Annotated in this window: 25 protein-coding genes and 2 pseudogenes; 18 read left to right on the top strand and 9 right to left on the bottom strand. The window is 73.3% G+C overall.

The genetic code is table 11. The annotated features are described in order from the left end of the window. The first annotated feature begins 185 nt into the window (after positions 1-185). From IF47_RS0124245 to der, 11 genes and pseudogenes are all read left to right on the top strand, one after another. Positions 186-1,349 (top strand): ParA family protein, encoded by a 1,164-nt coding sequence (locus tag IF47_RS0124245; RefSeq protein WP_078592081.1) that lies wholly within the window; start codon positions 186-188, stop codon positions 1,347-1,349. Then, on the top strand, positions 1,346-1,966 hold the full coding sequence (locus IF47_RS0124250; RefSeq protein WP_031511116.1) for a hypothetical protein: 621 nt from the start codon (positions 1,346-1,348) through the stop codon (positions 1,964-1,966). The genes IF47_RS0124245 and IF47_RS0124250 overlap by 4 nt, the downstream gene beginning before the upstream one ends. A gap of 26 nt (positions 1,967-1,992) precedes the next feature. Beyond that, complete coding sequence (locus IF47_RS0124255) at positions 1,993-3,051, top strand: segregation and condensation protein A (protein ID WP_031511117.1); 1,059 nt, start codon at positions 1,993-1,995, stop codon at positions 3,049-3,051. Between the two features lie 189 nt (positions 3,052-3,240). Then, entirely contained in the window at positions 3,241-3,906 is a 666-nt protein-coding gene (scpB, locus tag IF47_RS0124260; RefSeq protein ID WP_037733287.1) for an SMC-Scp complex subunit ScpB, read from the top strand. Between the two features lie 48 nt (positions 3,907-3,954). Beyond that, positions 3,955-5,097 (top strand): pseudouridine synthase, encoded by a 1,143-nt coding sequence (locus IF47_RS0124265; protein WP_031511119.1) that lies wholly within the window; start codon positions 3,955-3,957, stop codon positions 5,095-5,097. Positions 5,098-5,190: 93 nt separating this feature from the next. Continuing rightward, positions 5,191-5,740: pseudogene (locus IF47_RS28205) on the top strand (nucleotidyltransferase domain-containing protein); the annotation flags it as partial. Positions 5,741-6,023: 283 nt separating this feature from the next. Next, positions 6,024-6,386 carry a chorismate mutase gene (aroH, locus tag IF47_RS0124275; protein WP_031511120.1) on the top strand — a complete coding sequence of 121 codons (363 nt, stop codon included), beginning with the start codon at positions 6,024-6,026 and terminating at the stop codon, positions 6,384-6,386. After that, complete coding sequence (locus IF47_RS0124280) at positions 6,383-7,471, top strand: prephenate dehydrogenase (protein ID WP_031511121.1); 1,089 nt, start codon at positions 6,383-6,385, stop codon at positions 7,469-7,471. The genes aroH and IF47_RS0124280 overlap by 4 nt, the downstream gene beginning before the upstream one ends. 124 nt (positions 7,472-7,595) lie before the next feature. Continuing rightward, entirely contained in the window at positions 7,596-8,327 is a 732-nt protein-coding gene (gene cmk, locus IF47_RS0124285; RefSeq protein ID WP_078592083.1) for a (d)CMP kinase, read from the top strand. Positions 8,328-8,341: 14 nt separating this feature from the next. Further along, positions 8,342-9,022, top strand: a complete 681-nt coding sequence (locus IF47_RS0124290) for a lysophospholipid acyltransferase family protein (RefSeq protein ID WP_051718182.1) — start codon at positions 8,342-8,344, stop codon at positions 9,020-9,022. 152 nt (positions 9,023-9,174) lie between these two features. Next, entirely contained in the window at positions 9,175-10,641 is a 1,467-nt protein-coding gene (gene der, locus IF47_RS0124295) for a ribosome biogenesis GTPase Der (protein WP_031511124.1), read from the top strand. A 92-nt stretch (positions 10,642-10,733) separates the two neighbouring features. Here the strand turns inward: der and IF47_RS0124300 are convergent, their stop codons facing one another. Both IF47_RS0124300 and IF47_RS0124305 read right to left on the bottom strand, forming a co-directional pair. After that, complete coding sequence (locus tag IF47_RS0124300; protein WP_245641222.1) at positions 10,734-11,036, bottom strand: hypothetical protein; 303 nt, start codon at positions 11,034-11,036, stop codon at positions 10,734-10,736. Between the two features lie 68 nt (positions 11,037-11,104). Beyond that, the gene (locus IF47_RS0124305; RefSeq protein WP_031511126.1) at positions 11,105-11,932 is read right to left on the bottom strand and encodes a hypothetical protein; all 828 of its coding nucleotides are present in this window, start codon (positions 11,930-11,932) and stop codon (positions 11,105-11,107) included. A gap of 756 nt (positions 11,933-12,688) precedes the next feature. Here IF47_RS0124305 and IF47_RS0124310 point away from each other — a divergent pair. The 4 genes from IF47_RS0124310 to IF47_RS0124320 all read left to right on the top strand — a co-directional run bounded on the left by IF47_RS0124310 (position 12,689) and on the right by IF47_RS0124320 (position 15,872). Next, positions 12,689-13,969, top strand: coding sequence for a glycosyltransferase family 4 protein (locus tag IF47_RS0124310; RefSeq protein ID WP_031511127.1), 1,281 nt, complete (start codon positions 12,689-12,691; stop codon positions 13,967-13,969). After that, the gene (locus IF47_RS28960) at positions 13,966-14,283 is read left to right on the top strand and encodes a hypothetical protein (protein WP_051718183.1); all 318 of its coding nucleotides are present in this window, start codon (positions 13,966-13,968) and stop codon (positions 14,281-14,283) included. The genes IF47_RS0124310 and IF47_RS28960 overlap by 4 nt, the downstream gene beginning before the upstream one ends. Next, a complete protein-coding gene (locus IF47_RS28210) occupies positions 14,280-14,762 on the top strand; it encodes a hypothetical protein (RefSeq protein WP_051718184.1) in 483 nt (160 codons plus the stop codon). Before IF47_RS28960 ends, IF47_RS28210 begins: the two co-directional genes overlap by 4 nt. 111 nt (positions 14,763-14,873) lie before the next feature. Beyond that, the gene (locus IF47_RS0124320; RefSeq protein WP_037733281.1) at positions 14,874-15,872 is read left to right on the top strand and encodes a helix-turn-helix transcriptional regulator; all 999 of its coding nucleotides are present in this window, start codon (positions 14,874-14,876) and stop codon (positions 15,870-15,872) included. A gap of 62 nt (positions 15,873-15,934) precedes the next feature. Here the strand turns inward: IF47_RS0124320 and IF47_RS0124325 are convergent, their stop codons facing one another. The 6 genes from IF47_RS0124325 to IF47_RS0124350 are packed head-to-tail and all read right to left on the bottom strand — an operon-like array spanning position 15,935 to position 19,180. Next, complete coding sequence (locus tag IF47_RS0124325) at positions 15,935-16,729, bottom strand: SRPBCC family protein (protein WP_051718185.1); 795 nt, start codon at positions 16,727-16,729, stop codon at positions 15,935-15,937. Beyond that, complete coding sequence (locus IF47_RS0124330) at positions 16,722-17,372, bottom strand: hypothetical protein (protein ID WP_031511130.1); 651 nt, start codon at positions 17,370-17,372, stop codon at positions 16,722-16,724. Before IF47_RS0124330 ends, IF47_RS0124325 begins: the two co-directional genes overlap by 8 nt. A gap of 1 nt (position 17,373) precedes the next feature. Next, a complete protein-coding gene (locus IF47_RS0124335; protein ID WP_031511131.1) occupies positions 17,374-17,631 on the bottom strand; it encodes a gas vesicle protein GvpG in 258 nt (85 codons plus the stop codon). A 14-nt stretch (positions 17,632-17,645) separates the two neighbouring features. Further along, the gene (locus IF47_RS0124340; protein WP_031511132.1) at positions 17,646-18,401 is read right to left on the bottom strand and encodes a GvpL/GvpF family gas vesicle protein; all 756 of its coding nucleotides are present in this window, start codon (positions 18,399-18,401) and stop codon (positions 17,646-17,648) included. Next, entirely contained in the window at positions 18,398-18,829 is a 432-nt protein-coding gene (locus IF47_RS0124345; RefSeq protein ID WP_031511133.1) for a gas vesicle structural protein GvpA, read from the bottom strand. The genes IF47_RS0124340 and IF47_RS0124345 overlap by 4 nt, the downstream gene beginning before the upstream one ends. A gap of 30 nt (positions 18,830-18,859) precedes the next feature. Then, positions 18,860-19,180 (bottom strand): gas vesicle protein GvpO, encoded by a 321-nt coding sequence (locus IF47_RS0124350; RefSeq protein ID WP_051718186.1) that lies wholly within the window; start codon positions 19,178-19,180, stop codon positions 18,860-18,862. Positions 19,181-19,498: 318 nt separating this feature from the next. On the opposite strand from IF47_RS0124350, the gene IF47_RS0124355 reads away from it, so the two are divergent. After that, positions 19,499-19,714, top strand: coding sequence for an I78 family peptidase inhibitor (locus IF47_RS0124355; protein ID WP_031511135.1), 216 nt, complete (start codon positions 19,499-19,501; stop codon positions 19,712-19,714). 186 nt (positions 19,715-19,900) lie between these two features. Here the strand turns inward: IF47_RS0124355 and IF47_RS0124360 are convergent, their stop codons facing one another. Then, entirely contained in the window at positions 19,901-20,911 is a 1,011-nt protein-coding gene (locus tag IF47_RS0124360) for a phosphatase PAP2 family protein (protein WP_031511136.1), read from the bottom strand. Positions 20,912-21,392: 481 nt separating this feature from the next. Here IF47_RS0124360 and IF47_RS0124365 point away from each other — a divergent pair, with 481 nt between their 5' ends. Next, positions 21,393-23,162, top strand: coding sequence for an MFS transporter (locus tag IF47_RS0124365; protein WP_078592085.1), 1,770 nt, complete (start codon positions 21,393-21,395; stop codon positions 23,160-23,162). Positions 23,163-23,217: 55 nt separating this feature from the next. After that, positions 23,218-24,004: pseudogene (locus IF47_RS28215) on the top strand (acyl-CoA dehydrogenase family protein). The last annotated feature ends 22 nt before the right edge of the window (positions 24,005-24,026 follow it).

The raw sequence follows: 24,026 nt of genomic DNA on the forward strand, positions 1-24,026 counted from the left end.
AAGACTCCGTGTGCGGGGCCATGAACCCCTTGACAGACGGGTACAAGGTGGCCGACACATCAGGCCTTCTCCGGCGGATTGTGTTGCTGAGGACCACCGACACGCCATAGAGTCGCCAATCATCGGCATGGTGCCACGCTGATCTGTCTAGAAGTTTCCTGGTCACCAAGGAGGTAAGACGACTTGTGAATGAGTCGACATTTACTCCCGGGGGTGGTCAACCAGGAACGCCTCCGCGGGGCCAGGGCCCCTCGGGACTCAGTGCCGTCGGCTCCGTCGCTGTCCAGACTTTCGCAGCCCACCAGAACCAGGCGAGCATGACAGCCCATCAGAGCACGGACGGTCACAAGAACACCATGGCCGCCGACCACCCGGGCGGCGGTCCCCACGTGGACCCCCGGTACGACGAACTCCCCGAGGGGCACTTCTACGACCCCGACGCGGAGTACGAGCCCGACCCCGAGTACGCGGCCACCCTCGCGCCCGACGCCGCTCGACAGCGCCGTGAGCGCATCGGTCCCACGGGCCGCCCGCTGCCGTACTTCCCGATCCCCGGCCCGGTCACCGAACACGGTCCGGCGAAGATCATCGCGATGTGCAACCAGAAGGGCGGGGTCGGCAAGACCACCTCCACCATCAACCTGGGCGCCGCGCTCGCCGAGTACGGCCGCCGGGTGCTGCTCGTGGACTTCGACCCCCAGGGCGCGCTCTCGGTCGGCCTCGGCGTCAACCCGATGGAGCTGGACCTGACCGTCTACAACCTGCTCATGGAGCGGGGCATGTCACCCGACGAGGTGCTGCTGAAGACGGCGGTCGCGGGCATGGACCTGCTGCCCAGCAACATCGACCTGTCCGCCGCCGAGGTGCAACTGGTCAGCGAGGTGGCCCGCGAGTCGACGCTCCAGCGCGCCCTCCAACCGCTGCTGCCCGACTACGACTTCATCATCATCGACTGCCAGCCGTCCCTCGGCCTGCTGACCGTCAACGCCCTCACCGCCGCGCACAAGGTGATCGTGCCGCTGGAGTGCGAGTTCTTCGCGCTGCGCGGTGTGGCGCTGCTGACGGAGACGATCGAGAAGGTCCAGGAGCGGCTCAACTCCGACCTGGAGCTGGACGGCATCCTGGCGACGATGTACGACTCGCGCACCGTGCACAGCCGTGAGGTGCTGGCGCGCGTCGTGGAGGCGTTCGACGACAACGTGTACCACACCGTCATCGGGCGCACGGTCCGCTTCCCGGAGACCACGGTCGCCGGCGAGCCGATCACCACGTACGCCTCCAACTCCGTCGGCGCCGCCGCCTACCGCCAGCTCGCCAGGGAGGTGCTCGCCCGGTGCCACGCCGAGTGAGTCTCCCGGCAGCCGACGAACTGTTCCGCTCCACCGGGGGGTCCCCGGTCCAGCCCTCGACCCCCCAGCAGCACTCGGGAGGCGACGCCTCCTCCGCGCCCCGACTCCCCGCGGCGGCGGGCGCGTCCGGTCCCACGGACGAGCACGCCCCCGCGGGAGACGGCCGGGACGGCGCGGAGAGCGCCGCCGACACCCTGGCCGCCGGCACCGACGGCCACGGCGGACGCGAGCCCCGGCAGGCCCCGGTGCCCGGCCAGGCACCGGGAAGGGGCGGACGTTCGGGGCAGGGCGCGGCGGCCCAGCCGGCCGACCGGTCCACCGCGGCCGGCCGCGGCCAGGTCAGGAGCCGCTCCACCGCGGCGGCCCCGCCGCACCGGCGCGGCCGGGTCGTCCCCCGGCGCCCCAGCGGCCGCGAGCGCCACGACGAGAAGATCACGGTCTACGTCTCCGCCGAGGAGCTGATGGACCTCGAACACGCCCGGCTGGTGCTCCGCGGTGAGCACGGCCTGGCCGTGGACCGCGGACGGATCGTCCGTGAGGCGGTCGCCGTGGTCCTCGCCGACCTGGAGGCGCGCGGCGACGCGAGCATTCTCGTGCGCCGCCTGCGCGGTCGCTGACCTGCGGGGCGGTAGCCTGCCCCGCGATGCCGACCGCCGACGACCACGCGCCGAACCCCCGGCCTCCCCGACGACGCCCGCTGGGCCGGGGGCCGGGGACGGCGCCGTCCGCCCCGGTCCCGGCCCCCGCGCCGGAAACGCCTCCCGAGGCGGACACGCCTCCCGAACCGGAACCGGTCGTCTCCGAGACGACCCCCGCGACGGAACCACCGCCCGAGCGGGAGTCCGAGGAGGGGAAGGGCCCGGACGACGGTTCCCGGGCCGGCGCGGAGGCCGGCGGCGAGCCGGACGACGGCCGCTTCAAGGTCGTCCTGGACAACTTCGAGGGGCCCTTCGACCTCCTCCTACAGCTCATCTCCAAGCACAAACTGGACGTCACCGAGGTGGCGCTGTCGAAGGTCACCGACGAGTTCATGGCCCACATCCACGCCATGGGCCCCGACTGGGACCTCGACCAGGCCACCGAGTTCCTGGTCGTCGCCGCCACCCTGCTCGACCTCAAGGCCGCCCGGCTGCTGCCCGCCGCCGAGGTCGAGGACGAGGCCGACCTCGCCCTGCTGGAGGCGCGCGACCTGCTCTTCGCCCGGCTGCTGCAGTACCGCGCCTACAAGCGGGTCGCCGCCGTCCTCGACGAGCGCATGGCCGTCGAGGCCCGCAGCCACCCCCGTACGGTCGGCCTGGAGCCGCACCACGCCGCGCTGCTGCCCGAGGTCGTCCTCGGCATCGGCCCCGAGGGCTTCGCCCGCCTGGCGGTGAAGGCGATGCAGCCCAAGCCGGAACCGCAGGTCTACGTCGACCACATCCACGCCCCGCTGGTCAGCGTCCGCGAACAGGCCGAGATCGTGGTGACGCTGCTGAGGGAGCGGGGCGAGGCCACCTTCACGGAGCTCACCGAGGACGCGCCCGACACCCTCACCGTCGTCGCCCGCTTCCTGGCGCTGCTGGAGCTGTACCGCGAGCGCGCGGTCGTCCTCGACCAGGAGGAGGCCCTGGGTACGCTCACCGTGCGCTGGAGCGGCGGGGAGGGGACCCGGCCGCTGGTCACCGACGAGTTCGACGCGGAGGACGGTGGGAGGCGACGGTAGGGGGACAGCGGTGGGGGCGGTGGCGGGACGGTGGTGGGGACGGCGACGGAAGGACGACCGGAGATGAACACGGACCCGGGCACCGGGGACAGGGGAGCCGAGAACGCCGGAGGAGCCGGGGAGGCCGGCGGCCCGACGGACGCGGTGGACGCGGTGGACGCGGTGGACGCGACGGACGCGGTGGGCGCGGTGGGCGCGGCGAGGAGGAGGCGGAAGGAGCGGCCGGAGGAGGCCCCACCGCCCGCGGGCTCCTCCACCGTCGCCGAACTCGACCTCAAGCCCGCCCTGGAGGCGGTCCTGATGGTCGTCGACGAGCCCGCCACGGAGGAGCACCTCGCCAGGGTCCTCCGACGTCCCCGCCGGGAGATCGCGGTGGCGCTGCGCGAACTGTCCGAGGAGTACACCCGGCAGGGCCGCGGCTTCGACCTGAGACCGGTCGCGGGCGGCTGGCGGTTCTACACCCGACCCGAGTACGCCGACGCCGTCGAGGGCTTCGTCCTGGACGGCCAGCAGGCCCGGCTCACCCAGGCCGCCCTGGAGACCCTGGCCGTGGTCGCGTACCGTCAACCGGTCAGCCGCTCCAAGGTCTCGGCCGTGCGCGGGGTGAACTGCGACGGGGTCATGCGCACACTCCTCCAACGCGGTCTGATCGAGGAGGCGGGCACGGAACCCGAGACAGGTGCGATCCTGTACAGGACGACGAACTACTTCCTGGAGCGGATGGGCCTTCGCGGCCTGGACGAACTTCCGGAACTGGCGCCCTTCCTCCCCGAGGCGGACGCGGTCGAGGCCGAGAGCCAGGAGGGCGTGCCGTCGTTCGACGTGGACGACAGCGGCGATTCCCCGACGTCGTAGAGGTCGAAGAGACAGCCCGACGTAGAGACAGATTAGACGGAAACCTTGATGCGAAGCAGCGGCAGGAACAGCAACCGGAACTACCGGGGCGCGGGCAACAGCCGCGACGACAGGCAGCGGCGCGCGGGCCGTCCCCGTCCCGAGGAACGTCGTTACGACGTGGGCACGGGCGACGGTCCCGGCAAGCCCAGGGGACAGGGCGGCGGTCCCAAGGCGGGAGCCAAGGGACAGGGCGGCCCCAAGGGACTCAGGGGACAGGGCGGCGGCCCCAAGAGTGGTCCCAAGGCGGGAGTCAGGGGGCAGGGCGGCCCCAAGGGTGGTCCCAAGACCGGCCCCAAGGCGGGAGCCAGGGACGGACGCAAGCGGACCGTCCCGGCGCGCCCCCGCGAGTACGAGGCCCAGATCGAGGAGCGCAACCGGGCCCGGCACGCCAAGCCGGCGCCGAAGCTGCCCAAGACCTTCGGCGAGCCGGAGGGCGAGCGGCTCCAGAAGGTCCTGGCCCGGGCCGGGATGGGTTCGCGCCGCGCCTGTGAGGAGCTGATCGACCAGCGGCGCGTGGAGGTCAACGGGAAGATCGTCACCGAGCAGGGACTGCGCGTGGACCCGGAGAAGGACGAGATCAAGGTCGACGGTCTGACGATCGCCACCCAGTCCTACCTGTTCTTCGCGCTCAACAAGCCCGCCGGGGTCGTCTCCTCGATGGAGGACCCCGAGGGCCGCCAGTGCCTGGGTGACTACGTCACCAACCGCGAGACCCGACTGTTCCACGTCGGCCGCCTGGACACCGAGACCGAGGGCCTGATCCTGCTCACCAACCACGGTGAGCTGGCCCACCGGCTCACCCACCCCCGCTACGGCGTGACGAAGACCTACCTGGCCGCCATCCAGGGCCCCATCCCGCGGGACCTGGGCAAGCGGCTCAAGGAGGGCGTGCGGCTGGAGGACGGCTACGCCCGCGCCGACCACTTCAAGGTCGTGGAGAACACCGGCAAGAACTACCTCGTCGAGGTCTCCCTCCACGAGGGGCGCAAGCACATCGTCCGCCGCATGCTCGCGGAGGTCGGCTTCCCGGTCGACAAGCTGGTCCGCACCCGCTTCGGTCCCATCGCGCTGGGCGACCAGAAGTCCGGCTGGCTGCGCCGCCTGACCAACACCGAGGTCGGCATGCTGATGCAGGAGGTCGGTCTCTAGGCCGACCGCGCCGGACCGAGCCGCCCCCGACGGCCCCGGCCAGGGGAATCCCCCGGCCGGGGCCGTCGGCCGCCCAGCAGAACGGGCGGCGTGATCGAACCGAGCACCGTCGGCCTCCCCGACCTGCGTCCCGTCCTCGCCGAGGAGCGTCGGCCGACGGTCTTCGCGACCGTCTCCGGGGCGCACCTGTACGGCTTCCCCTCCCGCGACTCCGACATCGACCTGCGCGGGGCCCACCTGCTGCCCGTGGGGGAGGGACCTGATCGGGCTGCGGGCGGACGAGGAGACCGACTCGCGGATGTGGGAACGCGACTGCGTCGAGATGGACCTGGTCACCCACGACCTGCGGAAGTTCGCCCGACTGATGCTCCGCCGCAACGGCTACGTCCTGGAGCAGTTCCTGTCCCCGCTGGTGGTGCGCACCACCGACACGCACGCCGAGTCGGTCGCCCTCGCGCCGGCCGTGCTCACCCGGCACCACGCCCACCACTACCGGGGCTTCGCCAGCACCCAGTGGCGGCTGTACGGGAGGACCGGGGAACTCAAACCGCTGCTGTACACCTTCCGGGCGCCGCTCACCGGTATCCACCTGATGCGCGCCGGCGAGGTGTGCGCCCACCTGCCCACCCTCCTCGACGCGGTGGTGGAGGCACTCCAGGACGGTGGGGTTGGCCCGCGGCCCCAGTGCGCAGAACCGCTCCGGCTCCCAGGGGAACTGCTCCTTCGCCGGGCCGTCCACCGTGATTCCGGCATGTCACCGCCACCCGGCCGGACGCCCCGGCGACACGGCCGCCCGTCTCGCAGGACGGGCGGCGGCAGCGTGTCGGGAACGGACGCGCATAGGCTGGTCGGGGCAGCGGCACGACAGCGGCCACAGCGACGACAGAGACAGCGACAGAGACAGCACGGACGCGGGGAGTGAGCAGGTGGCGGTACGAGCGGTGCGGGGCGCCGTGCAGTTGGAGCGGGACGAGGCCGAGCACATGCGGGAGAAGGTGGCGGAGCTGGTCACCGCCCTCCTGGAACGCAACTCCCTGACGGCCGACGACCTGATCAGCGTCTGGTTCACCGCCACCCCCGACCTGCACAGCGACTTCCCGGCCGTCGCGGCCCGCAAGCTCGGCATCGTGGACGTGCCGCTGATCTGCGCGCAGGAGCTGGACGTCGCGGGCGCCATGCCGCGCGTGGTCCGCGTCCTCGCCCACGCCGAGACCGATCTGACCAAGGCCGAGATCGCCCACGTCTACCTGGGCGCCGCCGCCGCTCTGCGCAAGGACATCGCCCAGTGAACACAGCGCTCGTCATCGGCACCGGACTCATCGGCACGTCCGTCGCGCTGGCCCTGGCCGGGCGCGGGGTGCGAGTGCACCTGGAGGACCAGGACACCGAGCGGGTCCGCACCGCGGCCGCGCTGGGCGCCGGCACCGAGGACCCCGTCGAGGGGCCGGTGGACCTCGCCGTGGTCGCCGTGCCGCCCGCGTACATCTCCGCCGCCGTCGCCGACGTGCAGCGGCGGAAGGCCGCGCGGGCCTGCATCGACGTCGGCAGCGTCAAGGGCGGCCCCCGGCGGGAGGTCGAGGCGCTGGGCTGCGACCCGACCACCTACCTGGGCACGCACCCGATGGCCGGACGCGAGCGCTCCGGCCCGCTGGCAGCCGGCGCCGACCTCTTCGAGGGCCGCCCCTGGGTCCTCACCCCGACCGCCGAGACCGACACCGAGGTGCTCAACCTCGCCCTGGAACTCGTCGCGGTGTGCGGGGCCGTCCCCGTGGTGATGGACGCCGACGCCCACGACCGGGCCGTCGCCCTGGTCTCGCACACCCCGCAACTGCTCTCCAGCCTGGTGGCCGCCCGGCTGGAGGCCGCCGACGAGACGGCGGTGCGGCTGTGCGGCCAGGGCATCCGCGACGTGACGCGGATCGCCGCCTCCGACCCGGCCATGTGGATCGACATCCTCTCCGCCAACCCCGGACCGGTCGCCGACATCCTGGCCGCCGTCGCCGACGACCTGGAGACGACCGTACGGGCGCTGCGCGCCCTGCAGTCCGCCGACGAGACCGAGCGCGCCGGCGGGGCGGCGGGCATCGAGGACGTGCTGCGCCGCGGCAACAACGGCCGCGCCCGGATTCCGGGCAAGCACGGGCAGACCCCCGCCGTCTACGAGACCGTGGCCGTCCTCATCAGCGACCGTCCGGGCGAGCTGGCCCGCATCTTCGCCGACGCCGGACGGGCCGGGGTCAACATCGAGGACGTGCGGATCGAGCACGCCACCGCCCAGCAGGCGGGCCACGTCCAGCTCATGGTCGAGCCGAGCGTGGCCCCCGTCCTGGCGGCGGCGCTGCGGGAGCGGGGCTGGACCATCCGGCAGCAGTAGGGGGTCCGGGTCCCCGGTAGCCTGGTGCGGGGGCGGGAAGGCATCCGACCGGCGAGCCCGCGCCGGCGTCCCGTGCCCCTTCACGACCCGTGCTCCGAGCAGTTCGAGAAAGGTGCCCGACACCGTGGCAGCAACCTCCCGGCAGGCGACCTCCGTGTCCCCGGACGCCCCGGCCCCCGTCATCGTCGCCATCGACGGCCCCTCAGGCACGGGCAAGTCCAGCACCTCCCGCGCCGTGGCGGCGAAACTGGGCCTGAACTACCTGGACACCGGGGCGCAGTACCGCGCGATCACGTGGTGGATGCTGAACCACGACATCGACGTCCGGGACGCCGCCGCCGTGGCCGCCGCCGCGGACCGGCCCGAGATCCTCTCCGGCACCGACCCGGCCGACCCGACCATCACCGTGGACGGCGCGGACGCCTCCGGCCCGATCCGCACCCAGGAGGTCACCGACGCGGTCAGCGCGGTCAGCGCCGTGCCCGAGGTGCGCACCCGGATCACCGAGCTCCAGCGCGCCATCGCCGCCGCCGCGCCGACCGGCATCGTCGTCGAGGGACGGGACATCGGCACCACCGTGCTGCCCGACGCCGACCTGAAGGTCTTCCTCACCGCCTCGCCCGAGGCCCGCGCGGCCCGCCGCGGCGGCGAGCTGAAGGGCCGGGACGGCGGCCGGGTGGACCTGGACGCGACCCGCGAGGCGCTGCTGAAGCGGGACGCGGCCGACTCCACCCGCAAGACCTCCCCGCTGAAGAAGGCGGACGACGCCGTCGAGGTGGACACCACCGACCTGACCCTGGAGCAGGTCGTGGAGTGCGTGGTCACCCTGATCGAAGAGAAGCAGCAGGCCAGGTGAGCGGAGCGGACTCCATGCGGGGCGGCGCCCCGGGTCGGTCCGCCGTGCCCGGGGCGCCCGGCGCGCGTGGCGCCGCGGCCGGACGCCGCATCGGGATCGCGGTGATACGGGGGCTGTGGCGTCCCCGGGTGCTCGGCGCCTGGCGGGTCCCGGCCGCCGGTCCGGTCGTCCTCGCCGTCAACCACGCGCACATCGTGGACGGACCGGTGCTGATGGGCACCGCGCCGCGACCGGTCCACTTCCTGATCAAGAAGGAGGCGTTCGTCGGCCCGCTCGACCCCTTCCTGCACGGCATAGGCCAGATCGGGGTGGACCGGGAGGTGGCCGACCGCACCGCGATCACCCGGGCGCTGGGCGTGCTGGAGCGCGGCGGCGTGCTGGGGATCTTCCCCGAGGGCACCCGGGGCGAGGGCGACTTCGCCTCGTTGCGCTCGGGCCTGGCGTACTTCGCCCTGCGCTCGGGGGCGCCCGTCGTGCCCGTGGCGGTCCTGGGGACCACCGGGTCCCGGAGCCGGGCGATATCCGCGCTGCCGCCGCTGCGGAGCCGGATCGACGTGGTGTTCGGCGAGGCGTTCCAGGCCGGCGACGGCAGCGGCAGACGGACGAGGGCGGCGCTGGACGAGGCGACCGCGCGCATCCGCGAGCGGCTGACCGCCCACCTGGCCGACGCCCGCCGCCTCACCGGACGCGGTTAGGCGGCGATTGGGCGACGGGACGCGATTGGGCGACACTGGACCCTCGCGCCCGATCCGTCCCGCACCACCGCGGCGCCACGAGAACCGTGCGGGAAGACCACACGAGGCCCGACATGCGGGCACGGACGACACGTACACGAGGACAGGACTTCATGAACGAGCAGACCCACGTCGGCGACGAGCACGGGCACGGTGAGCTCGGTGACGCCGAGTACGCGGAGTTCATGGAGCTCGCCGCGCAGGAGGGATTCGCCGCCGAGGAGGTCGAGGGAGCGCTCGGGGACGCCGCGCACGGCCCGCTGCCGGTGCTCGCCGTCGTCGGCCGCCCCAACGTCGGCAAGTCGACGTTGGTGAACCGCATCATCGGCCGTCGCGAGGCGGTCGTGGAGGACCGTCCGGGCGTCACCCGGGACCGGGTCACCTACGAGGCCGAGTGGGCGGGGCGCCGCTTCAAGGTGGTGGACACCGGCGGTTGGGAGCAGGACGTCCTCGGCATCGACGCCTCCGTGGCGGCCCAGGCCGAGTTCGCGATCGAGGCCGCCGACGCGGTGGTCCTCGTCGTGGACGCCACGGTCGGGGCGACCGACACCGACGAGGCCGTGGTCAAGCTGCTGCGCAGGACGGGCAAGCCCGTGGTGCTGTGCGCCAACAAGGTGGACGGCCCCTCCGGCGAGGCCGACGCCACGATGCTGTGGTCGCTGGGCCTCGGCGAGCCCTACCCGGTCTCCGCGCTGCACGGCCGGGGCACCGGCGACCTGCTGGACGAGGTGCTCAAGGTGCTGCCCGAGGCCCCGCCGCAGACCTTCGGCGCCGCGCTCGGCGGCCCGCGCCGGGTGGCGCTGATCGGCCGGCCCAACGTCGGCAAGTCCTCCCTGCTGAACAAGATCGCGGGCGAGGAGCGGGTGGTCGTCGACGCCCTGGCGGGCACCACCCGCGACCCCGTGGACGAACTGGTGGAGCTCGGCGGGAAGACGTGGAAGTTCGTCGACACCGCCGGCATCCGCCGCCGTGTCCACCTCACCGAGGGCGCGGACTACTACGCCTCGCTGCGCACCGCCGCCGCCCTGGAGAAGGCCGAGGTCGCGATCGTCCTCATCGACGTCAGCGAGCCGATCAGCGTGCAGGACACCCGCATCGTCTCGATGGCGGTCGACGCCGGACGCGCGCTGGTCATCGCGTACAACAAGTGGGACACCCTCGACGAGGAGCGCCGCCACTACCTGGAGCGCGAGATCGAGACCGATCTGGGCCAGGTGAAGTGGGCGCCGCGGGTGAACGTCTCGGCACGCACCGGACGTCACGTGGAGAAGCTGGTGCCGGCGGTCGAGACCGCCCTGGCCGGCTGGGAGACCCGCGTGCCGACCGGGCGGTTGAACTCCTTCCTCGGGGAGCTGGTCGCCGCCCACCCCCACCCGATCCGGGGCGGCAAGCAGCCGAGGATTCTCTTCGGCACCCAGGCGGGCACCCGCCCGCCGCGCTTCGTCCTCTTCGCCTCCGGCTTCCTGGAGGCGGGCTACCGTCGCTTCATCGAGCGGCGGCTGCGCGAGGAGTTCGGCTTCGAGGGGACGCCGATCCACCTCTCGGTGCGGGTGCGCGAGAAGCGCGGACGCAAGAAGTAGGCGCGCGGAGCGCCGGCGGGACGGGCGGCCGTACCGGGGAGAGCCCGGTACGGCCGCCTACGACCGTGCCCCCCGGAGGCGGGGGCACGGCATCACCGGTCGTAGGGCCGACCGTCCCGCTGGACGGGCGGCAGGACGGCGGGGAGGAGGTCGCCGACCCGCCGCCCGCCGTTCCAGTGGGCCGTCCCGGTGCCGAAGCCCGTGAAGCGGAACTCCTCCTCACCGGTCCGGTCCCCGGGCAGGGCCCGGAACAGGCGCCGGTACTCGGCGTAGAGGGAGTCGTAGATCGGGGTGGCCGAACGGCTCGACATCGGCTCGTACGGGGCGCGCATCCCCGGGATCTGGCCGCGGTTGAGGTGCGCGTTGTGGGTGCGGGAAGGTTCGTAAGGCTGCACATCACTGCCAACGATCACGCCGCCCGGCGGATGCGGGCCCGGGCGGGGGAAACGGACGCGCCGGACGCTCAGGTGCCCGCCAGCGGCATGGCGGCGGCCACCAGGAGGCCGCCCGCGGCGGCCTTCTCCAACGCCTCGCGGAGCAGGTCCTCGCGCGGCTGCTGACCGATGGCGCCGACCGGGGCGGCGTAGACGAAGACGGTGTGGGTCCTGTTCGCCGCCGTCCGCCAGTCGTCGGTGACCGGCAGCGGCTGGTGCGCCTGCCACCAGGAGGTCGGCTGCCCGCCCGCGACGCCGGGCTGGAGGATGGCGTGGAGCCGGCCCATGGCGAGCAGGACGGACCAGCCGGTGACGGAGAAGGGCGCCCGGGCGACGTCGTTCACCGGCATGAAGCCCTGCTCGATGAGGAGCGGCAGGAACTCGTCCCCGGACCCTTCGGACCCGGGTCGGGCGATCGGGGCGGTGGGCTCGACGACGAGGGCGGGGTGGAGCTGGTCGTCGACGAGGACCTGCCCGCAGGTCACCCCGAGGACGGCCTGGCGCGCGGCGGCGGGTTCGAGGTCGGCGACGGACCGGCCGGGGACGCCGTGGAGCGGGGCGGGGGAGGGCGCCTCGGCCTCGCCGGCCCGGTCGGCGGTGATGGTGCGCACGGCGTCCTTGAGCTGGTCCTCGGAGACCGGGACGACCTGGGACGGGATGCAGCTCGCGTGAGCGAAGGCGAGCACGGCCGTCTCCTCGCCGACGAAGAGCACCGTGCTGGTGCGCTCCTGCTCGGTGTTGCCGGGAGCCCGGCAGGAGGTGCAGTCGTAGCTGCCGGGGGCGCCGTCGCCGGCGAGCAGCCGGGCGGCTTCCTCGTCGCCGATCTCGGCGCGGACGTCGTCGCTGACATCGAGCATGGGGGACACGGGCGAACTCCTGGCGTTCGGTTCTGATTCACCTGCACAACGGGCGACCGCGGACCGTGGTCACGCGCCGGGGGGGAGTCCGGGGGCACGGGCGGATGCGCGTGGCGGGGCGCGCGCCGGTTCGTTCCCCCGTCCGCCCGAAAGTGAGGGGAACACCGGGCGACGACGGCCGGGCGTGCCGCGACACGGTCGTCCGACCGGGTGGGAGCGGCACCCGCCCGGGCGCGGTTGCGGCGGCCGGACGGTGCCGCGCGCCTAGCGTGGAGCGGTGCCGCACACCCGCCTTCGCCCCCGGACCGGACCCGCCGTCCCGGGTCCCTCTCCCGGACTCCGCCCCGAGGGACCCGGAGCTTCCCCGACCCCGGTCGACGGGGCGGCCCGGGCCCACGGCGGACGGCGCCGCCGGTCGCCGCCCCCGCGGCGCCGTCGACCGCGCACCGACAGTTGACAGGGCGCCACCGTCCGCCCCGGCGTTCCGCCGCGGGTGGGAGGTGGCGCGCAGGCGAAAGAAGAGCGGAAACGCGCCCGAGCCGCTCGACCGCCCACCGAGGCTCCCGACCAGCCCTGATGGCCGGACTCCCCGCTCGGTTCCCGAAAGTCAACAACAATGGCCGAAATATTTGGGAACAGAGCGGTGAACCGGCCCAACCCCCGGAGGGCTTCGGTGGTCTTTTCAGGGGAACGCGACATCAGAACGCACCTCAAGGCAACGGCTTGTCCGCGCGATTCCGTGGGACATGGAGACGGATGCATATCTCTTTCCTGCTGCATCACGGGTACGGCATCGGTGGGACGATCCGCACCACGTTCAACCTCGCGTGCGCGCTCGCGGAGCAGCACGACGTGGAGATCGTGTCGATCTTCCGGCACCGTGACCGTCCCGTCTTCGACCTCGACCCGGGGGTGCGACTCCGCCATCTGGTGGACCTGCGCAAGCACAGCCCGGACTACGACGGCGACGACCCCGACCACGCCCGTCCGGCCCGGCTGTTCCCGCGGGCCGACGGCAACCACCGCAAGTACAGCGCGCTCACCGACCGGCGGATCGTCGAGTACCTGGCCGAGACCGACGCGGACGTCGTCGTCGGCACCCGCCCCGGTCTCAACACGATGATCGCCCTGCACACCCGCCCCGGCCCGGTGCGGGTCGGGCAGGAGCACCTGACGCTCTCCACCCACCCGCGCCCCCTGCGGATGACCCTGCGGAGCGTCTACCCGCGCCTGGACGCGCTCACCACCGTCACCGAGGCCGACGCCCGCGACTACCGGCGCACGATGCGACTGCCCGGCGTACGGGTGCAGGCGGTGCCCAACGGCGTGCCCGCCCCGGAGGTCGAGCCCTCCGACGGCACCGGCAAGTGGGTGATCGCCGCCGGACGGCTGGCCCCGGCCAAACGATACGACGTGCTGCTGAGGGCCTTCGCCAAGGTCGTGAAGGAACGGCCCGACTGGCGGCTGCGGCTCTACGGAGGCGGTCGCGAGGAGGCCAAGCTGCGGGCGCTGGTGGAGGAACTCGGGCTGTACAACCACGCGTTCCTCATGGGACCGGCCCACCCCATCGAGGCCGAGTGGGTCAAGGGCTCGATCGCCGCCGTCACCTCCAGCCTGGAGTCCTTCGGCATGACGATCGTCGAGGCGATGCGCTGCGGCCTGCCCGTGGTGGCCACCGCCTGCCCGCACGGGCCGGGCGAGATCATCGCCGACGGGGTGGACGGCCGACTGGTGCCCACCGGGGACGTCGACGCCATCGCCGGCGCCCTGCTGGAGCTGATCAACGACGACGAGCTGCGCCTGCGGATGGGCCGTGCCGCGATCGCGGACGCCGCCCGCTACGACCCCGCGCGGATCGGCGAGATGTACTCCTCGCTCTTCACCGAGCTCGTCGCACGCGGCGGACGGAGCCGCATCGGGCGGGTGCGCTCCTCGCTGCACCGCGCCCGAGGAGCCCTGCTCGGCGGGGCGTACGTCACCAAGGACACCCTGGTCCGCGCCCGTCAAGGCGTCACGAGAGGAGGAAGGACCGCATGACCGCGACCACCCACAGACCCGCCGGCGCGCCCGACACCCCCCTGGCCACCGCGCCGAGCGCCGACTGCACCGCGGACAGCGCGGGCGGCCTCAGCTTCGACGTCGCCCTGCCCGGTGCGGCCGAGAGGTGGGACGCCGCTCTGCTGCTGCGGCTGCGCAACTCCGACCCGGAGGAGTCGGTGCGGCTGCCGCTGGTGCCGCTGTCGGACGTTCCAGGCGGCCCAGGCGGCCTAGTACTCCAGTCACACTTCGCGATCTGGTTCGATGGCCGTGCACGGCTGGCGGCCTGGGTGTTGTGGGGTGGGGCGGGATGAATGAGCGCGCGGTCCTCTCGGTGCGTTCCTGGCTGCGCTGGCCGCACGCCGAGGTGCACGAGATCTGGCCGGCGGACGGCGGCGTGACCCTGCGGGGGCGGCTGTACGGGGCCGAGCTCGCCCCCACCGCTCGCCTGGAGGCCCGTCCCCGAGGCGCCGCGGGACCGGTCGTCGCCGGGGAGGTCACCCCGACCGACGAGCCCGGTTTCACGGCGCGGCTGGCGTACGACGGCCTGGTCCGCGAGCGGGAGGCGGGGGACGAGTGGGACCTGTGGCTGCGCCCCGACGCGGACGCCGAGCCGGTGCGCGTCGCCCGCATCCTCGACGACATCGCCGACAAGCAGAAGATCCTGCGCTATCCGGCGCAGCCCGTCGCCGGCAAGGAGGCGGGCGAGGACGGGGAGTGGTGGGCCCGTCCCCACTACACCGGCGCCAACGACCTGTCGGTGCGGGTGGAGCGGGACGCCCCACCGGCCTGACGCCCCACCGGCCTGACGGCCTCCGACCGCTTCCGCGACGGCGTTCCACCGCGCCGTCGCGGAAGCGGTCGTCCGCGCGCCGGCCGACCGCGCGCCGGCAGACTCGGCGGCATGTTGGAGACCTCGGCCCGTCTGCTGCGTCTGCTGTCCCTGCTCCAGGCCCACCCGGAGTGGTCCGGCGCCGAACTGGCCGACCGTCTGGGGGTCACCCCGCGGACCGTGCGGCGCGACATCGACCGGCTGCGGACGCTGGGCTATCCCGTGCACTCCACCACCGGAACGGCCGGCGGCTACCGGCTGGGCGTCGGCGCCCGGCTGCCGCCCCTGTTGCTGGACGACGACGAGGCGGTGGCCGTCGCCGTCGGGCTGCGCGCGGCGGCGGGCAACGCGGTGGAGGGCATCGAGGAGTCCTCGGTGCGGGCCCTGGCGAAGCTGGAACAGGTGCTCCCGCACCGGCTGCGCGGCCAGGTGAACGCCCTCGCCGCCTTCACGGCCTCGCTCGGCGACCGCCGCGGCCCCACGGTGGACGTGGGGACCGTCACCGAGCTGGCGAGCGCCTGCCGCGACCACCGACAACTGCGCTTCGCCTACCGAGGGCACGACGGGACGACCTCCCGACGCACCGCCGAGCCGTACCGGCTGGTCCACAACAGCCACCGCTGGTACCTGGTGGCCTGGGACGTCGACCGCGCCGACTGGCGCACGTTCCGCGTCGACCGCGTCACCCTCACCCCGCCGCACGGCCCGCGTTTCGTCCCGCGCGAGCCGCCCGCCCAGGACTGGGCGGCCTATGTCTCCCGGCGCGTCTCCACGGCGGTGTACGCCCACGAGGCCACGGTGCTGCTGCACGCGCCGGTCGAGCGGGCCGCCGAGCGGATCGCGCCCACGGCCGGGATGCTGGAACCGGTCGACGAGCACACCTGTCTGCTGCGGACCGGGGCGCACAGCCTGGAGACGCTGGTCTTCCACATCGTGACGGCGGGCTTCGACTTCGAGGTGCGCGAGCCCGACGAACTCAACGACCGGGTGGCGGAGTTGGCGGCCCGTCTGGCCCGTGCGGCGGAAGCGGGCCGGCGCGGGAGCGGGAGCCGGGACGGCGAGGGGCGCTGAGGGGGCGTTGGAGAAGGGACGCCGGGGAGAAGCGTCGGGGGAGGGGAGGCGGGGACGGGGCGTCAGCGCGCGGGGCCCGACGCGGCCCCGGCGGCGCGGCTTCCGCCGTCCAGCATCACGGAGCGCCGGAAGTGCCGCAGGTCGTACCGTACGTGGCGGGCCGGAGCGGACCAGAGGCGCCCGGCCTTCCCGCGCAGTCCCCGGGGCCGGTACTCCAGGACCAGCAGCACCCGGGTCAGGTTGTCGGCCAGCTCGTGGAAGGTGGCCACGCCCTCGGCCGTCCCCCCGGTCCCGCGCGCGGACCAGACGATGCGTTCGTCCTCGATCTCCTCGGTGATGCGGGTGTGCCAGCCGCGCGTGGTCCACAGGATCCTGGGACGCCAGTGCGGAACGGGCCCGTCGGACTCGTGGAGCAGGGCCCACCGGTCGTAGGTGTCGGGCAGCGGGGCGCCGACGTCGATCGACTCGCCGATCGTGACGGCCCTGTCCGCGCCGCTGCCGCGCCGGCGGACGACGCGGACGACCAAGCCGGCGCCGGTCCGCCTGGCGGCACCCCTGGCGGCACCCCTGGCGGCACCCCTGGCGGCGTCCCGCACGGCTCCCTTCACGGTGTCCTTCACGGCGCCCTTCGCGGTCTCCTTCAGGACGAACCCGACGACGGCGGCGTCGTCGGCGTGGGCACCGGGGCCGCCCTCCGTGTCGTCGAGCCGGGCCGAGGTCTCGCCCAGCCTGCGTCCGGTGGCGGCCAGCAGACGCCGGCCCTGTGCCCGGACGTAGCCGCCGGCCGCCTCCCGGAGGCGGCCGGCGGATGGACCGTCGGCGACGGCCCTCGCGAGTCCGTCGGTGCCGTCAGTCACGGCGGGAGCCTCCCGTGCGTCCGGAGGCGCCGGTCGACTTCCCGGAGGACCCCCTTCCCGCCGAGCCCGTCTTCCCGGCGGAAGCCTTCTTCGCCGCCGCGCCGGTCGACTTTCCGGCGGTGCCGGCGGTCTTCTTGGCGGTGCCGGCGGTCTTCTCGGCGGCCTTTCCGGCTCCGGCGGCGGTCTTCCCGGAGGTGGCCTTCTTGGCCGGGGAGCGCCGCGCCGTGCTCTTCTTCGCAGCCCCTCCGGCTTCCTCGGACGTTCCGTCGGCCTTTCCACCGGCCTTCTCACCGGACTTCCCCGCGTCCGAGCCGTCCGCGTCGGCGTCCCCGCCGCTCTTCCCGGACGCTCCGCCGAGCCGCTCGCGCACGCCCTCGGCGCGGTCTCGCAGCCCGCCGGTCAGCGAGCCCAGCCCACCGGCCGTGGCCTCGCCGAGCCCCTTGACGTTGTCGCGCAGTCGGTCGGGCACCCCGGCGAGGTCGGGACTCTTCTCCTTGATCCGTTCGCCGAGCCGCTCCGGATCCACTCCGAGCCGCTTCCCCAGCGCCACGGCGCCCACGCCGAGGGGCAGTCTGACCTTCGTCACGCGGCCCAGCGCATACCCCGTGGTGAAGGCCAGCGCCAGTACCGACCGGTTCGTCATCTCACTGTTCTCCTTGGTCTCCCTGGTACCGCTCCCGAATGGCCTGCAGCCGGTCGAGCAGTTCGTCCTCCCGGCGGTCGAACTCCTCCTCGTCGATCAGTCCGTCGTCCAATTGCCGCGACAACTCGTGGAGTTCGCGCTGGACCGCCGACGGGTCGTAGTACTGCCGCTCCGCCTCGGCCACCACCTGCCGCAGCACCCATCCGGCGCTGCGGAACGGTGCGGCGGGCAGCAGCAGGAGGTCGCCGATCAAACCCACGGCCGCTCACTCCCTCACAAAGCGGCCTGCCCGGCGGCGGCCTTGGCGGGCGGCTGGTCGACGAAGCTGTACGGCGGCAGCGGTCCCGTCACCCGGATGTCCAGGTGCGGGTTCTCCCGGCCCAGCTTCTCGACGGCCGCCAGGAAGTCGTCGGAGGCGTGGCGGTCGAGCAGGAAGGAGAGGTTCGCCAGCCAACCGGACCCCTCCGGGCCGGGGACGCTCCGCCGGGCCAGGGGGGCCAGGGCGTCCTCGACCGACCGGGCGTCCTCGGTCTCGCGCTCGCGCACGGCGTTCGCCAGGAGTTCGCCCAGCCGCAGCTTGTCCTCGTAGGTGCCGCCACCGGAGGCGCGGTTGCGCTCCGCCAGGGACCGGGCCTCGTCGTTCTCGGCCAGGACCACGCGCAGCACCTCCTCCTCCCGGTGCACGGCCTTCACGTTGTACTCGGACCGGCCGTCCAGCTCCTCCAATTGCCGCGCGTAGTGCTCGGCGTTGTCGGCGAGCACCCGACGCACGGTCTCGTCGTCCTCGGACAGGCTGCCGAAACGCAGCGGCAGGACGCTTCCCTTGCCGCCCGCCTCGGTCAGCACGTGCTGGTGGGCCATGAGATCGCGCCGCTTGGGACGCAGGTCCTCGGGACAGTCGCTGATCAACGCCGCGAGGTCTCCCTCGCGGAGCACCCGCACCTCGCGCGGCGGTTCGCCGACTCCGGGGGCCTTCTCCGGCAGGGCCGGGTGGTCGGAGCGCGCTATCCCGTAGACGTAGACGCTCACTCGCTCTCCTCCTTGCGACGGCCGGCGGCGCGACGCCTGCGGGGCTCGGCCTCCTCCTCCTCGTCGGAGGAACGGCCCTGGCGGAAGGCGTCGGACAGGGTCTCGGCGGCCCCGGCCAGCGCGCCCTTGGTCTTGCTGTTCGCGCCGCTCTCGGTGGCGTTCTCCAACACCTCCGGCAGACCGGGCGACTTCCTGGGGCCGGACTCCAGGTCGAGGCGGTTGCACGCCTCGGCGAACCTCAGGTACGTGTCGACGCTCGCGACCACGACCCGTACGTCGATCTTCAGGATCTCGATGCCGACCAGCGAGACGCGGACGAACGCGTCGATCACCAGTCCTCGGTCCAGGATGAGTTCCAGGACGTCGTAGAGGCCGCTGCTGCCGCCTCCACCCCCGGTGGACCGTTGGGCGGGAACTGCAGTGGTCATGGGGGAGCCACTCCTCTCCGGTGTCGGCTCTCAGCCGCGGTGGGACGAATCGGCCCGACCGCGTTCGTAGCGGCGGAGGCGGCGGTATCCGGTGAGCAGGCCCTCTCCGTCGAGGGTCACCTCGTACGTGGCCATCAGGCTCATCGTGTCCGGCACCCGCTCGAGTTCCAGGACCTCCACCTCCAGGGCCCAGCCGTCCCCGGTCCTCTCGAACCGGGACACGCTCTCCGCGCTCAGGCCCGTCAGGTCGGTGAACTCCGCCCGGGCCGTGCGCAGCACCTCGCCGGGCGAGAGGGGACGCCGTTCGTCCTCCACCGCGTGTGTGCTGTCGTCGTTCGTCTTCTCTGTCATGGGCTCCTCTCCGACATCGGGTACCGCGAGGTTCCCCGCGCAAACCTCCGTGTTCGGAAAGGGAATTGGGGAAACTCGCCGGAATTCCCGCCACCGGATTTCCGGCGAGGCGTCGGACGGGTGATCGCGGATTCTCCCGAACTCCCTTGGATAAACGAGGGGAAGGGGCTCCGGGCGTCGAGTCCGCGTGACGGACAGGGCACTTACGAGTGACGTCGGCAACGGGCGAGGGACTCCGGAGAGTTGTGACACAAGCGTGACGACACCACGATCGAGCCGGAACTTCCGGCTGCTCCACCGGCGGCGTACGGTGCTGTCATGGCACCGGTACCAGCGACCCCGAACACGCCGGACGACGACCCCGAGACCTACGTCGGGCTCGACGTCCGCACCGCCGAACGGCAGGCCCGCGAACGTGGTTGGACCACCGTGCGGGCCCTCCCGCCGGACGCGGTGATCACCATGGAGTACCTCTCCGGGCGGCTGAACTTCACCGTCGAGAACGGCACCGTGATCCGCAGTTGGAAGGGCTGACGCGAACGCCGACGGCCCCCGCCCGCCTCCCGGATCGGAACGAGGGGAGGGGGCGGGGGCCGTCGTGGCGCGGGGGAGAAGGGTGCGTACCGACTCCGCCGCTCCCGGCGTCCAACCGACGCCGTACGGGCGTCGGTTCGCGGGCGCCGGATACCGGGTGCCGGGTGCCGGGTGCCGGTCCCGAGGTCACTTCCGCGGCCCGAGCGGCGCGGTGCGGGACACCGTGCGTTCCCCGGGGGGTCTGCGGCTGCCGCCGGGGGTGACGGGCGAGCGCTCCGAACGGGCCGCGTGCCGGGCCGCGTGGGAGGGGTGGTGCGTGCGGGGGTCCCCGGCACGGCCCGACCGGTCGGAGGAGCGGGCGGAGAGCACGGGTTCGGGGGACGGGAGCGGCGGCCGGGCGCCGGGCCGCCCGGTCCGGGTCGGGCCGACGGCCGAGGGCCACAGCCGGACGGACACGGGCGCGGAGCCTTCCCGCAACCGGTACCAGCGACTCAGCAGATACGCCTCGACACGGGTGATGAGCGGCTCGAACCAGGGCAGCGCCAACAGGATCAACAGCCCGGCGGTCCAACCGAGGAGCACGTCGCTGACCCAGTGGGTGCCGATGAAGACGGTGGTGACCCCGACCCCGAGCGCGAAGACGGCGGCGACGACGGACAGCCAACGCCGTGCCCGCGGCGTGGTGGCCAGATAGGCCAGGATGCCCCAGGTGACCACGGCGTTGGCGGTGTGGCCGGAGGGAAATATGTCACCGGTCAGGAACATCTCGTTCGCGCCGATGCGGTTGGCGTAGTGCGGCCCCTCGCGGCCCATGCCGAGTTTCGCCGCGCCCACGGTCACGTTCAGCAGCAGCAGGGAGGTGCCCAGGGCCAGCAGGGGACGCAGGGTTCGTTGCCGCCAGGAGCGCCAGCCGAGCCAGGCGGCGACCAACACCGCGGTGGGGCCGCGCTGGCCCAGCACCACGAAGTAGTCGAGGAAGGCGTGTATCTCCGGCCACTGTTTGTAAGGGCGGAAGAGCATGACCTGCCAGTCCAGCCGGACGAGCCGGGAGGTGGTCAGCACCGCCGCCACGATGACCGCGTAGAGCCCCAGCGTGGTGAAGAAGAGCGCCTTGCGGGTGCCGCTCATCCCCGGTGGGGGAGCGAGCGGCCGCGCTGGCTCCTGTTCCAGGCGGGCGAAGATCCGGTCGGTACGCACTCCATCGAGATTACAGGCGGTGACGGGCGGCATAGCACCGGGCACCGACATTCGTAATGCCTATGTGATGTGGAAACTTCTCCGCCCAAGACTTCCACGACCTGTTTTTCCCGGTGGTGAACCCGGTGGCGAAGAGGCCTGCCGCTTTTCCGTCCGAAGATCTCCCGGAAGCTATTGGAGTGGTCTGCCGTGTTCTTTTTCCCTTGCGGACGGGCGCAGTCAACCGTTCATTAACCGGTCGGTTCGCGCGAGTCCGCCCGGGGCGCTTCACGGACCGCGCGGCCACACCTCTCCGCCCCCGCGGGACCGGGCGCCCGCACGGATGTGGGGATGATGTCAAGGTGAGGCGGGCCACGCGAGCGCGCGGAGGACTCGCGTACGCTAACGGGTCACTCGCCCCTCGCACCGGGCCGGACGCCGTCCCCGCGTCCCGGCGTTCCCCACGGTGGCGACGGGTGCGAGCGCAACAGGAGGTGCGTACATGTCCGGGACGACCACGGCCGGAGCCACCAGGGCGGCGGACGTCCCCCGACAGAGGCCGCGAAGGGCGGCGGAGCGGACGCGGAGGAGGGCGCGGAAAGGGCGTGGGAGCGTTCCGTCCGGCCTGACGGGCCCCGCCAACCGGTGGACCGTGCTCGTCGTCCTCTGCGCCAGCCTGCTGCTCGTGGCGATGGACGCCACCGTGCTGCACGTCGCCGTCCCCGCCGTCTCCGAGACGCTGCGGCCCGGGGCCGCCGAACTGCTGTGGATCGTCGACGCCTACCCGCTCGTCTGCGCGTCCCTGCTCATCCTCTTCGGCACCCTCGGGGACCGGGTGGGGCGGCGCCGGGTGCTGCTGGGGGGATACGCCGCCTTCGGCCTCGCCTCGGCCTTGGCCGCGTACGCGAGCGGCCCCGGGACGCTGATCGCGGCGCGGGCGCTCCAGGGCGTCGGCGGCGCCATGATCATGCCCGCCACCCTGTCGATCCTGCGGCAGGTCTTCCCCGACCGTCGCGAGCGGGCGCTGGCCATCGGCGTGTGGAGCGCGGTCGCCGCCGTCGGCGCCGCCGTCGGGCCACTGGTCGGCGGCGCCCTGTTGGAGCACTTCTGGTGGGGCTCGATCTTCCTGGTCAACGTCCCGCTGATGCTGCTGTGCATCCCCGTCGGACGGTGGCTGCTGCCGGAGTCCACCGGGGAGCGGGACGGCCCCTGGGACGTGCTGGGCGCCCTCGTGGCCGCCGCCGGGCTGGGCGCGCTGATCCTCGGCGTCAAACGGGCCGGCGAGGGCGAGGTGGTCCACATCGGGACGGTGGGGCCCGTCGTGCTGGGGGTGGCGCTGCTCGCGCTCTTCGTGCGCCGCCAGCGCCGTCGCCGTCACCCCCTGGTGGACTGCGGCAGCCTGACCCGGCCCGGTTTCGGTACGGCCGTTGCCTGCATCGTGCTGACCGTGCTGGCGCTGGTGGGCCTGGCACTGATCGCCGCCCAGTACCTCCAGCTCGTCCTGGGGCTCAGCCCCCTGCGGACCGGCCTGCGGCTGCTGCCGCTCAGCCTCGCCGCGATCGCCGCGGGGCTGGCCGGCGCCCGCCTGCTGCGCCTGCTGGGGCCGCGCACCATGGTCGCCCTGGGCTTCGTGCTCACCGCCGCCGCGGTGCTGCTGCTGACCGGGGTCGGCGAGCAGGACCGCCCCCTCCTGCTGGCCGGCGGATTCGTCCTGCTCGGCTTCGGTCTGGAGACGACGCTGTTCGGCTCCTACGAGTCGATGCTCAACGAGGCGCCGGCCCGCCAGGCGGGCGGTGCCGCCGCGATCGGCGAGACCGCCTACCAGCTCGGCGCGGGGTGCGGCATCGCCGTCCTGGGCACCGTCATGAACGCCGTCTACGCCCCGGGGGTGCGGCAGGTGGCGGGGGTGCCGGAGAGCGCCGGGAGGGACGCCGCGCACTCGCTGGGGGAGGCGTACGAGATCGCCGAGCGGCTCGGCGGCCCGGCCGGGGAGGCGCTGCGCGTGGCGGCGCGGGAGTCGTTCGTCCACGGCCTCCATGTGTCGCTGCTGGTCAGCGCCGGGCTGCTGCTGCTCGGCGCGCTGGCCGCGCTGCGGCTGCCGCGCACGGTGGAGCCCTCGGCGGGGGACGGGGAGGACGTCCCCGGGCAGGAGGCCCGGAAGCCCGGCGCGGACGCCGCAGAGCACGCCACCGAGCACGTCACGGAGAACACCGCCGAGCCGTCCGGGCGGCAGGACGGCCCCCTCTTGTCCGGCGGCGTCGCCCGTCCGTAACGTCGGGCGGACACCCGGAGATCGCACCGCGAAGACCGCTCTGCCGGAGGCCCTCATGCCCAGCTCCGCCCCGCCCTTCGACCCCGCCGACCCGCTCGGCCTGGACGACCTGCTCGAACCGGAGGACCTGGCGGTGCGCGACACTGTCCGCTCCTGGGCCGCCGACCGGGTGCTGCCGCACGTCGCCGAGTGGTACGAGCGTGGCGAGGTGCCCGGCATCCGCGAACTGGCCCGCGAACTCGGCTCGATCGGCGCCCTGGGCATGTCCCTGGAGGGCTACGGCTGTGCGGGCGCGTCCGCCGTTCAGTACGGGCTGGCCTGCCTGGAGTTGGAGGCCGCCGACTCCGGCATCCGCTCGCTGGTCTCCGTCCAGGGTTCGCTGGCGATGTACGCGATCCACCGCTACGGATCGAAGGAGCAGAAGCAGCGGTGGCTGCCGCGGATGGCGTCCGCGGCTTCGTGGTGCCGACCGACACCCCGGGCTTCTCCGCGCCGCCGATCAAGCACAAGCTGTCGCTGCGGGCCTCGGTCACCAGCGAACTCGTCCTGGACGGGGTGCGGTTGCCCGCCGACGCCGTCCTGCCGGAGGTGCGCGGCGGAGGATGGACGCGGGGCGGCTCCGTCCCGAACAGGTCAGCTTCGGCAAGCTCAACAACGTGCGGGAGGCGATCGAGATCTGCCGTACCGCGCGGACGATCCTGGGCGCCAACGGGATCTCCCTGGAGTACCCGGTCATGCGGCACGCCACGAACCTGGAGTCGGTGCTGACCTACGAGGGCACCGTGGAGATGCACCAACTCGTGCTGGGCAAGGCGCTCACCGGCCTGGACGCCTTCCGATGAGCCTCCCCTCGGGCCCCGCCCG

The sequence above is a fragment of the Streptomyces megasporus genome (assembly GCF_000718985.1).
In the GTDB taxonomy this organism is placed as follows: Bacteria; Actinomycetota; Actinomycetes; order Streptomycetales; family Streptomycetaceae; genus Streptomyces; species Streptomyces megasporus.

Bases quoted from the DNA above. Each gene is read 5' to 3' on its own strand.
- IF47_RS0124255 (WP_031511117.1), top strand. From the start codon at position 1,993: ATGCCGACCGCCGACGACCACGCGCCGAACCCCCGGCCTCCCCGACGA.
- IF47_RS0124265 (WP_031511119.1), top strand. From the start codon at position 3,955: ATGCGAAGCAGCGGCAGGAACAGCAACCGGAACTACCGGGGCGCGGGC.
- IF47_RS0124290 (WP_051718182.1), top strand. From the start codon at position 8,342: ATGCGGGGCGGCGCCCCGGGTCGGTCCGCCGTGCCCGGGGCGCCCGGC.
- der (WP_031511124.1), top strand. From the start codon at position 9,175: ATGAACGAGCAGACCCACGTCGGCGACGAGCACGGGCACGGTGAGCTC.
- IF47_RS0124305 (WP_031511126.1), bottom strand. From the start codon at position 11,932: ATGCTCGATGTCAGCGACGACGTCCGCGCCGAGATCGGCGACGAGGAA.
- IF47_RS0124310 (WP_031511127.1), top strand. From the start codon at position 12,689: ATGCATATCTCTTTCCTGCTGCATCACGGGTACGGCATCGGTGGGACG.
- IF47_RS28960 (WP_051718183.1), top strand. From the start codon at position 13,966: ATGACCGCGACCACCCACAGACCCGCCGGCGCGCCCGACACCCCCCTG.
- IF47_RS28210 (WP_051718184.1), top strand. From the start codon at position 14,280: ATGAATGAGCGCGCGGTCCTCTCGGTGCGTTCCTGGCTGCGCTGGCCG.
- IF47_RS0124320 (WP_037733281.1), top strand. From the start codon at position 14,874: ATGTTGGAGACCTCGGCCCGTCTGCTGCGTCTGCTGTCCCTGCTCCAG.
- IF47_RS0124330 (WP_031511130.1), bottom strand. From the start codon at position 17,372: ATGACGAACCGGTCGGTACTGGCGCTGGCCTTCACCACGGGGTATGCG.
- IF47_RS0124345 (WP_031511133.1), bottom strand. From the start codon at position 18,829: ATGACCACTGCAGTTCCCGCCCAACGGTCCACCGGGGGTGGAGGCGGC.
- IF47_RS0124350 (WP_051718186.1), bottom strand. From the start codon at position 19,180: ATGACAGAGAAGACGAACGACGACAGCACACACGCGGTGGAGGACGAA.
- IF47_RS0124355 (WP_031511135.1), top strand. From the start codon at position 19,499: ATGGCACCGGTACCAGCGACCCCGAACACGCCGGACGACGACCCCGAG.
- IF47_RS0124365 (WP_078592085.1), top strand. From the start codon at position 21,393: ATGTCCGGGACGACCACGGCCGGAGCCACCAGGGCGGCGGACGTCCCC.